Origin of the sequence: Seleniivibrio sp., from assembly GCF_021209385.1 — a bacterium.
Lineage (GTDB): Bacteria > Chrysiogenota > Deferribacteres > Deferribacterales > Geovibrionaceae > Seleniivibrio.
In genome coordinates this window covers 50,874-63,827 of sequence record NZ_JAJOIL010000005.1, presented here as the reverse complement: position 1 = coordinate 63,827, position 12,954 = coordinate 50,874, and the positions used below count along the sequence as shown (strand labels likewise).

The window sequence follows — 12,954 nt, the reverse complement described above, 5'->3', positions numbered from 1 at the left end:
GTATTATTAACATAATGCGGGGACAGTTATGATAGTTTATCTGATTCGCCACGGTCACGCGGAAGAGAGAGAGGCGTTTAAGGGAAGAGACCTTGACCGTCCGCTGACTGAAAAAGGGAAGGTCAGGGCAAAACGAGCCTTTACCCGTTTCTTTAATATTTATGATAAACCTGCGGCTGTTCTGACATCCGCCGCTGTGCGTTCGGTTGAAACGGCATCCATAATATCTGAGATATGCGGTGTCAAATACGACATTAAGGAGCGTCTGAACCCAGGAGCAAAGATAAAGGATTATCTGGAGACGATCTCCGACTGGCGTCATGCATCGCCTCTGGCTGTTGTGGGACACGAACCGGATCTTTCGGAAGTAATATCATTCATAACAGGCGGAAAGGCTCTGCGGCTCCAGCTTAAGAAAGGTTCCATAGCCCATATAGACGACAGCGTTCTTGTGAACCTCATACAGCAGAAGGCTCTGCTTTAATCATGCCATACTATATTTCAGACGTAAAACCTGCATCGGACAGAAAATTCAGGCTCAGATACAGAAAGAACAAAGATCTTACGGCAAATATATACGACACTTTCGAGTGGCTGCTCATCCGCTCAGGATGTCTGCTTTTCAGTGACGGAAAAGACACTGTGTTCTTTAACGGCAATGCTGATGTTAAAGACGGCGACTGTTCCGGACAATCGGAAAAGCGGCATCTCTTTGAAAAAATGTCAGTGGACATAACCGTTCATTCATTCACTGCGAACGATATCAAAGGCATCCTCTATACACTTCCCGGATCATATATTGTTTATACCGCAGAGGTACAGGACGAATTTGCTTTTCATTACTGCATGGAAGAGCTGAAAAGTTTCGGCGGAGGACTTCTGGCATATGTGAAACGCAAAGGCGACCCCATGATGAGCTACACTACACGGGTTCAGTGCGCTGCGGATGATTCCGCCGTGCTTCATGATTCCATGGAAACTGTGTACGGGGAGCTGATAAAGATAATGCGGCTGAACACCGACGGCATAATAAACGGTTACGATTCGGAGTTCCTGCACGATTTCCGTGTTTCCGTGCGCAGAACAAGGTCTGCAATGTCTATGCTGAAAGGCGTTTATGAAGATGCGGAAGAGGCGCGTTATAAGAATTTTTTCCGTACCCTCGGCGGATATACCGGCAGAGCAAGGGACATGGACGTGTATCTGGAAGAGCTTGAATGTTACGACGAACTGCTCCCTGACGAGATGAAGGATGCGCTTGCGCCTCTGCGGGAACATTTCAGATGGGAACGGGACGAAAGCTATGAAAAACTGAAAAATTTTCTGACATCGGAAGAGTATAATATTGACCTTGCGGGCTGGGAAAAGCTGATATCATCCCGTGCGCATATCGGGCGCAAAGGTTTTGTGAATACAAAGAAAGCGGCTAAGAAGGCGCTTGCTAAAATATTCGGTCTGGCGGAAGGGATCACAGACGGCATTGGTGCAGACACTCCAGCCGAACAGATACATTCGGTTCGGATAGCGTTTAAAAAACTGCGCTACTGCATAGAATTCTTTACGCTGTTCATAAAAGAGGAGAACACTGCGGATGTTCTGACCCGTCTGAGGGCTTTGCAGGACAGTCTGGGCAGATACAACGACCTTTCCGTGCAGTGTGTGCATATGCAGGAGAGACTTAATGCGGAAAAGGACGCGAAAGTTCTTACAGCCTGCGGGTATATCCTTGCCGTGCTTACGCTGAAAAAGGCGCAGGAGAGGGAAACCGCAGTGGAGTTTATCAGAATATTCCGCAAGGGCAGGAAACGGGTTAAAAAATCTCTCGGAATTTGATATACTTAAGACAGAAGAAATTCTGATGGATATTTGGAGTTACAATGGCATCTAACGACAACGTTCGGGTGGCGGTTGCCGACATCGGCAGCAATTCGCTCCGCCTACAGATTTCCGAGGTTAAGGACAAAAGCTACCGCGTCCTTGAAGACTACAAAGAGATGATACGTCTTGGCGACACCATATACACCCTTGGCTATTTCCCAAAAGAGACCATAGAGATACTTGTAGACACACTTAATAATGTCAGGCGTCTTGCCGAGAGCAAAGGGTGCAGAACAATACGCGCCATTGCCACTGCGGCGTTCCGCGAGGCGGACAATCTGGGCGAGACACTTAATATTATAGAGCAGGAATGCGGAATAAAGATCGAGGTTATCAGCGGACAGGAGGAAGCGCGGCTGACATATCTGGCGGCGAGTGCAAACTTTGAGCTGAAAGACAGATATGCTCTCATAACGGATATAGGCGGCGGAAGCGCCGAATACACCGTTGTCAGAAACGGAGATGTCGAAAAGGCAAAAAGCCTTCCGCTGGGATGCAACAGACTCACGCGGGAATTTCTGGAAGGCGACCCGCCGACATCGGCACAGATACTTGCAATGAAAGAGCATATCGCGGAATTCATTGACAAGATGAAATTGGGCAGAGGGCTTGAGATGGTCATATGCACCGGCGGTTCTATGAACAACGTCGGTTATATCTGCCACTATAAGGATAAAAATCTTCGCGACAGCCTTGTTAAATACGTTGAGCGGAAGTTTCTGAAAAAATTCATCAGCGACATCAGAATGAAGAGCAACGAAGAGCGCATAAAGATAGAGGGGATGGAAGAGAAACGTGCGGATATCATACTTTCCGCAGCAATTCAGACGGATATGATACTGGAAGAGACGGGAATAGACGGATTTTATACCCTGACAGGAGGACTGCGCGCAGGGCTTACCATAGACACCATAAACAAGATGGGCATCGAACTGCCGTTTCAGAACAGCATGGACGGAGTACGCTATTCGAGGCTTGTTGAGATAGGCAATAAGTTCGATTTTGACGAGGCGGGCGCTTTTCAGGTTGAGAAGCTGGCAAAAATGCTTTTTGACGGGCTGAAAGACCGTATGGGGCTGATAGAGCGTGACTGGGCTCTGCTTGAAGCGGCGGCTCTTCTTCGCGACATCGGCAAGCACATAGCCTATTCAAAGCACCATAAACATTCTTACTACATGATAAAACATTCAGAACTTGTGGGCTATACCCACGAGGAGATAGAGGCGATTGCCAGCATAGCCAGATATCACAGAAAGAGTATGCCGAAGGTCGCCCATGACGAATTCATCTCTCTGTCGCCTGCAATGCAGCTTCGCGTTGAAAAACTTGCGGCGCTTTTAAGGCTCGCCATCGCTCTGGACAGAACCCACAAGGGTCTGATAGACAGACTTGAGATCACCGTGACAAACGTTTCCATAGACATAAAGCCAATATCCGACAAGGACATCACCCTTGAGATAAAAGACTTTGAAAGAAATCGGGACATGCTTGTTAAGCTTTTAAAACTCCCCGTAAGGCTGGTATGAAGAACGGAATCTTTGCTGCCATAAACATAGGCGCCAGCGCCTTCAGAATGCACATAAGCGAATATGTTAAAGGAGAGGAACGCACCCTTGAATATCTGATCAAGCCTTTCAGGCTGGGCAGGGACACATTTACAAAAGGGTACATCTCGCTGGAAAGCGTATACGCCGCCACCGACATACTGAAAAAATTCAAGACCAAAATGGATGAATACGGCATAAAGAAAAACTATGCCGCCGTCTGCACCAGCGGTGTGCGCGAGGCGGGCAATCAGGCTTTCTTTATCAACCATATCCGTCAGGAAACAGGCATTGAGCTTGAGGTTATCCAGCCATCTGATGAAATATATATTAAATTTGTAAGTGTTAAGAATGATATAGAAAATTTTGACGATTACGAGAAAGCCGGCGTTCTGTTGGCAAATATTTCCAGCGGCAACATTGCCATGGCGATATTGAAAGACGAACAGAATGTCTATTCAGGCGCTCTTCCTTACGGGTCGCTGCGTCTTCGCCGTATCTTCGGAGATATTCCCGCCAGAATAAGATATAAGGCTTACGAGCAGTACGTCGAGAAGATGTGCTATTCCATGAAAAGTGCGCTTCCTGCCGGTTGCAAACTGAAATATTTCGTCAGTGCGGGTTCATCGCTGAACGTTCTTCTGAACATCTTTCAGCCGAAAAAGACAATGCTCTCAAGAAAACAGCTCGAAGAACTGTACGAGCGTGTTAAACAGCTTCCCAGAGACACGATACAAACGGTTATGAATATCCGCAGGGATGAGGCAAGCGTTCTTGTTCCGACGCTGGTGACGTACCTGAAACTGATGGACTTCATCGGCACTGACCACGTTCGGTTTTCGCGGATGTCGTTCCCCCACATGCTCAGTCTTTTCCACACTAAGACAGTGCGCGACCGCGGATTTTTCACCCGCGTACGCAACACGGTATATGCACTTGGCGAGCGTTTCAACATGGACAGACAGCATGCCGACACCACGGTAAGGTTTTCCATGAAGCTGTTTGATGCCTTAAAACCTCTGCACTCGCTGGGCAGAATGGAAAAATTCATACTTGAAGCGGCGGCGGTGCTTTCAGATGTGGGCTATTATATCGACTCTGTCAGACATAATCAGCACTCTTACTACCTTGTTCAGTCTCTACAGATTCCGGGGCTTCCGCGTGAAAGGGTTAAGCTCGTCTCATATCTCGTGCTGATGCACAACGGCGACGTGGACAAGTGGTTTGAGCAGAAATATCACTATTTCCCCATCGAGAAACAGCTCCTTATTAAGAAACTGGTGAGCATACTGAGAATAGCCGATTCGCTGGATGCATCTCATATGAACATTGTTCAGGATTTTGACGTGGACATACAGACCGGAAAGGTTGTCATAAAGGCAAAATGTAAATGCATGGCGTTCCTTGAGAAACATGCTTTCAGCGAAAAGAGCAAAATATTCACCGATACGTTCGGTATTCCCATAGAGCTTGAAGCAAGAATCCTTTACGAATAAATTTTTTGAAACTGCCGCGTCAGCCTCGTAACCGAGCCTAATGCGCGGCGCATTCCGGATGTCAATAGTTATACAGGGGGTCGGTTTGATATGAGTATCAGCCCATACATAAACAGAGAACTTAGCTGGCTGGAGTTTAACAGGCGGGTGATGATGGAGGCAGTGGACTCTTCCGTTCCGCTTCTGGAGCGTCTGAAATTCCTTGCCATATTCTCATCCAACCTCGACGAATTTTTCATGATACGCGTGGGCGGTCTGCGTGACCAGATAGAAGCGGGCTACACGAAGCTGGACGCATCCGGAAGCACACCGGAGGAACAGCTTGAGCATATCAGCGCCAAAGCGCATGAACTGACCAATTTACGTCAGGAGATATTTGCAGGGCTGAAAAAGGATCTTGAGAAAGAGAGTATCATGATAGCCCCCACACTTACGGCTAATCTGGATGATATCACCGAGGCGATATTCAACGAGGAGATATACCCTGTGATTTCCCCTGTGACTCTCTCCTCAAACAACCCCATGCCGTTCATACACAACCTGCGCCTCTGCCTTTATGTGCTTATAAAAAAAGACGGAGTTGTTCATCATTCAATAATCATTCTGCCGGAGAACCTGCGCAGGATATTCCGCGTTAAACTGGATAAGATTTATTTTCTTTTTACGGAAGATATACTTACAAAATACCTTAATATTGTTTACCCCGACTATGAAGTTCTTGACAGTTATCTGCTGAGGGTCACGCGGAATGCCGACCTCACACTTGACGAGGAGGAATCGGACGACCTGCTCCTTTCAATTCAGAACTTCCTGAAATCCCGTAAAAAGGGAGGTATCTGCCGCGTGGAGACCGACAGCCGTCTGCCGCAGGAGATACTGGATCATATGGAATCTCACCTGCATTTTTCAAAGAACGACGTTTACATTATCGACGACATAATAGATATGACTTCGCTGTTCTCCGTTGCGGGGGAACGTCCCGACCTTTGCTATCCGCCGTTTAAGCCGATTCTGCCGGATTATATCGACGGCAGTATCAATATTTTCGAGCAGATCAAAAAGCAGGATATCATAATGTACCGCCCGTTTCATGATTTCGGTCTGGTCTCCCGAATGGTGGCGACAGCCGCCGCAGATCCTGACGTTATGGCGATAAAGATGACTCTTTACAGGGCAAACAAAAATTCCACCATTCTGGAAAGCCTTATAAGGGCGGTGCAAAACGGGAAACACGTCAGTGTTGTCATTGAGCTTAAGGCACGTTTTGACGAAGAGAGAAACGTTGACTGGGCGAATATGCTGGAAGAGGCGGGCTGTATAGTCACATACGGCATAGCCGGACTTAAAATACATGCCAAAAACCTTATGATTGTCCGCAGAGAGAGCGGGCGTGTCGTGCGCTATTCCCACATGTCCACAGGCAACTTTAACGAGTTTACAGCGGGAATTTATACAGATATCGACTATATCACTGCGGATGATGAGGTTGGCAAGGACAGTGCCGCCATGTTCAATTTCCTTATGGGTTACACCGATATAGGCACATGGAACAGATTTTATCTCGCTCCGAAATATATAAAGCCGAAAGTGCTTGAGCTTATCGACGAAGAGATTGCCTTTGCCAAAGAGGGCAAAGAGGCGAAGATGATCGTAAAAGTCAACGCCGTAATAGATAAGAAGCTGATAGACAAGCTTATTGAGGCTTCATGTGCGGGAGTTAAGATAGAGCTTATCGTCAGAGGTATCTGCGGAATCAAGGCAGGTATCAAGGGCGTGACGGAGAATATCCGCGTGCGCAGTATCGTGGGCAGGTTTCTTGAACACCCGCGAATCATATATTTCCACGCGGGCGGTAAGAAGAGGGTGTTTTTCAGCACCGCCGACTGGATGGAGCGCAACATGGACAGGCGCGTGGAGCTTTTTTTTGAAGTGACAAAGAAAGAGGGCAGAAATTTTCTGCTGAATATCCTCGACCTGAACCTACGCGACAACCAGAAGGTGTGGATGCAGAAAGGTTCCGAATATGTAAAAGTAAAAGGAACTAAAGACAAACTGAACTATCAGGACTATCTTATAGAGAACAACCTTAAGCTCTACACACAGAAGGCAAAGCTATGAGCAAGAAATGCGGCGAAAAGCCTAATAAAGACAAAGAAAAAGAGTTTGAATGTTCAAAATGCGGGGCGCAATCTGACAAAAAAGAGAAGCTCTGCAAGCCGAAGAAAACGGATAAATAATGAGACTGCTTCGGGCAATAGCCCTCGCAGAGACGGCTTGTCTTTGCGAGCGTAAGCGAAGCAATCTCTCTTTTCAACCGCCTAAAATATCACTGCGTATTTCCCCTCCACCTGTCTGATACTTATTTCAGTTCTATAGGCTTCGGTAAGGTGTTTGTCCGTAAGCCCGCTCTTACAACCGTGGTAAAGTATCTTTCCGTTGTGCATCAGCATAATGGTCTCAGCGTAGCGCATGGCGAGATTCAGGTCGTGCATGACCACCAGAGTGGCAAGCTTTGAGCGCTTTGTTATTTCTGCAATGCTGTCCATGATGTCGAGCTGGTTTTTAACATCCAGGTGGTTTATCGGTTCGTCCAGCATAAGTATCTCCGCCTGCTGAACAAGCGCGCGGGCTATAAGCGTTTTCTGAAACTCGCCGCCGGATATCTCCGTGACGCATTTGTCCCGCATGCAGTCTATCCCCATTTCGTTCATCACTCTATCCGCGATGTTTCTGTCGTTTTGCCCCGGGTGCCAGCTTATGTGGGGTTTGCGCCCCAGAAGCACAGAATCGTAAACCGTACAGGGTACGGCGTGGGTGAACTGCGGCAGGTATGCTATATGTTTTGCGATTTCGTGGCGTTTCATCCCCGATATGTTTTTATCTTTTACCGTTACCTTTCCGCCAGTGGGTTTCATTATGGCACAGGCAATTTTCATCATGGTGGATTTGCCCGCCCCGTTGGGCCCGATAACTGCGCAAAGTTCTCCCGCGCCGAGCGAAAATGACACGTTATCCAGTATTTTTCTGCCGTTCTTGAGCTTAAAAGTAAGGTTTTCAGCGGTTAGCATGTTTCATAGACCTCCTAAGAAGCAGGAAAAGGAACATAGGCACCCCCGCGAATGCGGTTATCACGCCCACGGGGAGCGATATGGGATAGAACATCAGCTGCCCCATAAGGTCGGCACCAAGAAGGAAAACGCCGCCAAGAACTGCGGATGCCGGAATAAGAAACCCGTGACCTGAATGGCGGAAGATAAGACGCACCATGTGCGGCGCGATAAGACCGACGAAACCGATCACACCGTAGTATGCGGTTGCGAAAGCCGCCATGACAGATGTCGCCGCAAGAGACGCTATGCGTATTTTTTTCACTTCGACGCCAAGACCGGATGCGGAGAGTTCTCCCCATTGTATTGCGTTGTAGCTCCAGCTAAGGCGAAGAGAGAACAGTATGCCAGCCATCGTTACGATAAGCACTGTGAGGGCTTCGCTCCAGCCTCCTTTGCCAAGGTCGCCGAACGTCCAGAAGACCGCCGCCGCAAGCTGTGTGTCTGTGGAAAAGAACTGCAGAAGCATTGTACAGGCGCTGAAGAACGCCGACATTGCAACACCTGCAAGGATCAGCCCCTGAGGTGTCATACCGCGTACGAACGAGAACAGCAGGATTATAAGCGCCGAAAGAATTGAACCTGCGAAAGCGCCAATTGCGACGTTGCCAAGCCCTGCGAACAGCCCCGTTCCCGCACCGAGAATTATTATTGAAAAGGTCGCTCCGAATGCCGCGCCCTGTGAAAGTCCGAGGGTGAAGGAGGAGGCGAGGGGGTTGTTGAGTATGTTCTGCAGTATCACGCCGCTGACAGACAGTGCGCCGCCCACAGCCAGTGCCGCAGCTATGCGGGGAAGCCGAAGATGCCATATGAAATATTGCAGGTCTTCGTCATTGCCGACTCCGAAAAGAGCCGATGCGGTATCCGCCCACGAACGTTCTATGGCTCCATGTTTCAGCGCCGACAGAACGAAAATTATAAGCAGTAGCGAAAGGACAACCCAGAAAATAAGCCGACTTACCATTTGATTTCCTCTGTTTTGAATCCGTCAGGTGAAAGTGAAATGCGTTTGTATCCGCCTGAATCGTTTTTGATCACATCAAATACGTTTTGCCCTGTGAAGGCTTTGATTATCTCGCCCGCTTTCTTTTCAGGATCAAGATTTGCGTATGCTTCCGGATATGCCGTCTTTGCCATGAAAAAGGCATTGGACAGCATCAGGTCGATGTTTATGTAATAGAAGGTGTTAGCCGGTATGAGATATGCTCTTCCGGTTTTGAAAGCGTTCAGGCGTTTATAAAGCTCCGGCGATTTTGCCGCCTGCTGTGATGCAGTGGCGAAACCTGCGCTGTCGATAAAAACCAGAGGCGGATTCAGCATCACGACGTATTCTTTTTCAAGAAAAATGTGACCCTTTCGCCCCGCCGCGTCCGCAGTGTTAGCTATGCCAGCCAGCCGGAAAGGCAGAAAGTTCGCCTCCGTACTGTCTATACCTCTGATACCTTTATATGAAACAGCTCCTATGTATGCCTTTGCAGGGGTTTTGGGTCTGAATGAGAGTTCTTTTTTAAGCCCCTCGACGTACGAAATGAGCTGTTCCGCTCTCTCTTTTCTGCCGAGTATCTGCGCAGTGAGCCGGAGAGATTTGTACACAGTTTCAAGCTCAACCCCTGTGTATCCGTAGCTGAGTACCACCACCGGAACGCGTATTTTGCGCTGGAGCATGTCCGCTTCCGAAGCGTCTGCTGTTATAGTGAATATTATGTCGGGTTTCAGAGCCACCATGGCTTCTATGTTCGGGCGCCTTGCCGCGCCGCCTTCGCCGATTATCGGCAGTTTGTCGGTTATCGGCTTATTGACATACACATAGGTGCGTTTTGCATGGTTTATTGTGTCTGTTTTTTCAATTCCGACCACCATATTTTGCGCGTTTAAGAACGATATGAAGCTCATACTGCTTGCCAGCGGTATAACTCTTTCAATTTTTCCGGCAGGAAGTTTCACCTTCCTGCCTATCATGTCGGTTATGGTTACGTCCGCGTTTGCTGTTGCAAAACATACGGACAGGGCAAGTATAGTCAGCAGCCTTACCATATTATCATCTCCATTTTGACATGCATCCTGTCTGTTATTCTGCCGTCCGCACCCGCCATGGTGTCAAGCAGCGGCGCGACGGTTTTGATGCAGGCGCCGGAAGCATTGTCCTCTATTGCTTCCATGCAGAGGGCTTCCGCCTTTGCACGGTCATAAGTTCTCACCCATGTCTCTTCGACTGGTATTGTTTTATATGGGATGTTCTGTTTCGCCAGCCATTCTTTAAGCACGGGAACGTCGTTGAATATTTTGGGTGTTATGCCGCATCTTTCATATATGGCATAGAGCATTTCCGATTCTTTTCTGCCTGCCCAGCCGATGTATACGACGCGTTCTCCCGCAAGTTCAGTCACCCTTCTGAAATGCTCTTCTGTCCTTACTGCGGGCGTTACGGAGGCGAAGACGATATCGAATTTTTCGCCTTTCGGGTCGAAATCGTCAAAGGTGCATTTGAGGGAGCGGAGATTATCCGCCCCCTCTTTTTCGGCATCCTCATGGAGTATTCTGAGCATTTGGGAGGAAATGTCCGTGCCGAGAACCGATGCCGCCTCTTTTGCAATTCTGAGGGTGAATTTGCCGCTTCCGCAGCCTACGTCCAGAACACGTTTCCCTTTAAAGGAGACATCCGCACCCTCCAGAGTGCGGATGATCTTTGCTTCATATGTATCCTCGGATGATGTGTATCTCGGATATGTAAGCGCTTTTTTGTCCCATTTCGCTTCGGGATTCATCATGTTTTTCATCAGAACACCAGCTTGACGCTTGCGCCGAGTATCAGACCTACAGTGGGGTAGCCGTACTGTTCTTCTATGGTTCTGTTCAGCAGGTTTTCCGCATAGACCTCAAGTGTTGTGTGTTCGGACATAGCGTATGTCAGTCCTGCATCAACTGTTGTATATGGGTCAAGCTCGCGCGATTTGCCGTAATAGAAGTAACTGCGCTCCCCCACATAATTGAGTGATGCGTCCAGAGTGAATTTTTCGGAAAATTTCCAGCTTGCGCCTGCTGTACCTTTCCAGTCGGGGATGTAGTCAACCTTGTCGTCTGCATAGTCTGAATATGCATCTGCGACGGGGTCTCCCTCTTTTTCAGTTTTCTGCCATGCAAGACCGGCGTTCAGGCTGAGTTTTGATGTTACGTTGTATCTTCCGTCGGTGCTTACGCCAGTGAATTTCGCGTTATCAATATTATATGCGATGCGTCCGCTGGTGCCGTCCGGTTTGCTCCCGAAAAGGAGATAATCGTCAATGTCATAGTAAAAAGCGGACACTTTCGCAAAACCTTTTGAACCGAAAGTGTGCTTGTAAACAAGGTCGATCGCGTTTGCCGTTTCCGCTTTAAGGTCTTTAGCCGCCAGCATGGAATAGCTTAATCCGTCAATGTAGTGGTTCATCTCGTTTGCGACAGGGGTTCTGTAGCTCTGGTAGACGAACATTCCTATTTTGTCCGACGGAGTGAGTGCATATGTGGCGCCGAGTTTTGGCGTTACCTTGCTGTCGTCATATTTGACCCTGCTTCCGCTTTTGAGCTGGCTCGCCTCGTAATCGTCGAAACGCAGACCGAGGTCAATTGTAAATCTGTCGGTGAGTTTCCATGAATCGGAAACGAAGACGCCCGTGTTGTATATTTTGTGGTCGGAATCGGAACTGGCAATGCTGCCTTTCCAGCTTGCGGCAACGTAGTTTACGTCGATCTCGCCGCCTCTGAGGTTCTTCTGTTCCGCTCCGAAAATTACATTGTGCACTCCGAATTCGGCATCAACTTTAGCTTTGTACCCGTAGCTGCTGTCAACTTCAACCTCTCTGTCCAGAACCAGTTCACCCGCCGCAACGCCTCCGGTGCCGTCGGAATAGTTGATGTCAGACCTGTCCTCGTCGTTTTTGTATGCCGACAGCTCAAAGTAGACGCTGCTTCCTATGGGCTGAGAATATGACGTGCTGTATAGCTTTTTCTCGACGTTTGAGTGTGCGCCTTCACCTATGACAGACATAGCTTTTCCACCGGCGCGCCGGAGAATACGTCACCGAGTGAGAGTGGGGAGTCAGAGTTTATTGTCTGGCTCCATCCGTCGGAATCAGGGTCCAGGGACGCGCGGTTATTCTTTATCAGTCCTCTGCGTGTTTTTGTGTAGTCAAGTCCCGCGATGAACTCACCTTTCCACGGTGTTGTGAGATATAACTTCGGAGCTATGTGAGTTGAGCGGTAGTCGTTGTTCCAGAGGTACGCGTCAGCCTCCTGACGGCTCATGCCCAGACTGATGCCCAGATTGCCGAATTTCTGGGAATAACTGCCCCGAAGGTTCATAAAGTCGTCGCTTGCGTTCCATCCGCCCATAGTTCCGTAAAAGGTTATTGACGGATCGCTTGCCGGGCGCCTTGTGTATGCGTTGATAACGCCGCCGATAGCGTTATTCCCGTATTCTGCACTGCTTCCGCCCTTGATTATTTCAATCTTTTCGATGTTATCCAGCGGGATCGTGTTGAAATCTATGTAGTTGCCGCCGTTAACGCCTGTTGAGTTCAGATTGCGTCCGTCTAGGTTCAGCATGATACGCTGACCGCTCTGCCCTCTTATAGTGAGAATATCGCCGCTGTCGCCGAAAGCGCTCCTGCGTTTAAGGCTGATTTCAGGATCCTGTTCAATGAAATCCGCAATATTGTTGCTCTTCTTCTTTTCCTGAACGGTCGCACTGGTGGACTGAAGCGTTTGTCCTTCCGAAACGGCTGTGTCCGTTACTTTCACCGTCTCAAAATAGATGGTGTCCTGCATCATGCTGTTTTTGTCCGCAGATGCCGTTGATGCCAGAAGCAGCACAACGGCCGCCGGCAGAAGTTTCTTCATAATAACCTCCGGATATCATACTTGTTGGTATGTTTTCAGTTGACAAAAATTCCG

12 protein-coding genes are annotated in these 12,954 nt (G+C 48.5%); 6 read left to right on the top strand and 6 right to left on the bottom strand.

The genetic code is table 11. The features are described from left to right. Window positions 1-28: 28 nt before the first annotated feature. The 6 genes from LRY47_RS01680 to LRY47_RS01655 all read left to right on the top strand — a co-directional run bounded on the left by LRY47_RS01680 (window position 29) and on the right by LRY47_RS01655 (window position 7,155). A complete protein-coding gene (locus tag LRY47_RS01680) occupies window positions 29-484 on the top strand; it encodes a histidine phosphatase family protein (RefSeq protein WP_295221897.1) in 456 nt (151 codons plus the stop codon). Window positions 485-486: 2 nt separating this feature from the next. Further along, on the top strand, window positions 487-1,833 hold the full coding sequence (locus tag LRY47_RS01675) for a CHAD domain-containing protein (protein WP_295221895.1): 1,347 nt from the start codon (window positions 487-489) through the stop codon (window positions 1,831-1,833). Window positions 1,834-1,877: 44 nt separating this feature from the next. Continuing rightward, on the top strand, window positions 1,878-3,404 hold the full coding sequence (locus LRY47_RS01670) for a Ppx/GppA phosphatase family protein (RefSeq protein ID WP_295221894.1): 1,527 nt from the start codon (window positions 1,878-1,880) through the stop codon (window positions 3,402-3,404). Then, on the top strand, window positions 3,401-4,918 hold the full coding sequence (locus LRY47_RS01665) for a hypothetical protein (RefSeq protein WP_295221892.1): 1,518 nt from the start codon (window positions 3,401-3,403) through the stop codon (window positions 4,916-4,918). The genes LRY47_RS01670 and LRY47_RS01665 overlap by 4 nt, the downstream gene beginning before the upstream one ends. 90 nt (window positions 4,919-5,008) lie before the next feature. After that, a complete protein-coding gene (ppk1, locus tag LRY47_RS01660; protein WP_295221891.1) occupies window positions 5,009-7,036 on the top strand; it encodes a polyphosphate kinase 1 in 2,028 nt (675 codons plus the stop codon). Beyond that, window positions 7,033-7,155, top strand: coding sequence for a hypothetical protein (locus LRY47_RS01655; protein WP_295221888.1), 123 nt, complete (start codon window positions 7,033-7,035; stop codon window positions 7,153-7,155). Before ppk1 ends, LRY47_RS01655 begins: the two co-directional genes overlap by 4 nt. 81 nt (window positions 7,156-7,236) lie before the next feature. Here the strand turns inward: LRY47_RS01655 and LRY47_RS01650 are convergent, their stop codons facing one another. From LRY47_RS01650 to LRY47_RS01625, 6 genes are read right to left on the bottom strand one after another with little or no spacing between them, the layout of a single operon-like run. After that, window positions 7,237-7,986, bottom strand: a complete 750-nt coding sequence (locus LRY47_RS01650) for an ABC transporter ATP-binding protein (RefSeq protein ID WP_295221886.1) — start codon at window positions 7,984-7,986, stop codon at window positions 7,237-7,239. Then, window positions 7,973-8,989, bottom strand: a complete 1,017-nt coding sequence (locus LRY47_RS01645) for an iron ABC transporter permease (protein ID WP_295221883.1) — start codon at window positions 8,987-8,989, stop codon at window positions 7,973-7,975. The genes LRY47_RS01650 and LRY47_RS01645 overlap by 14 nt, the downstream gene beginning before the upstream one ends. Continuing rightward, window positions 8,983-10,059: an ABC transporter substrate-binding protein gene (locus LRY47_RS01640; RefSeq protein WP_295221881.1), complete on the bottom strand. Its 1,077-nt coding sequence runs from the start codon at window positions 10,057-10,059 to the stop codon at window positions 8,983-8,985. Before LRY47_RS01640 ends, LRY47_RS01645 begins: the two co-directional genes overlap by 7 nt. Then, window positions 10,053-10,802 (bottom strand): class I SAM-dependent methyltransferase, encoded by a 750-nt coding sequence (locus tag LRY47_RS01635; protein WP_295221878.1) that lies wholly within the window; start codon window positions 10,800-10,802, stop codon window positions 10,053-10,055. Before LRY47_RS01635 ends, LRY47_RS01640 begins: the two co-directional genes overlap by 7 nt. Next, complete coding sequence (locus LRY47_RS01630; RefSeq protein WP_295221876.1) at window positions 10,802-12,049, bottom strand: TonB-dependent receptor; 1,248 nt, start codon at window positions 12,047-12,049, stop codon at window positions 10,802-10,804. The genes LRY47_RS01635 and LRY47_RS01630 overlap by 1 nt, the downstream gene beginning before the upstream one ends. Beyond that, window positions 12,037-12,900: a TonB-dependent receptor plug domain-containing protein gene (locus tag LRY47_RS01625; protein ID WP_295221873.1), complete on the bottom strand. Its 864-nt coding sequence runs from the start codon at window positions 12,898-12,900 to the stop codon at window positions 12,037-12,039. Before LRY47_RS01625 ends, LRY47_RS01630 begins: the two co-directional genes overlap by 13 nt. Window positions 12,901-12,954 lie beyond the last annotated feature (54 nt).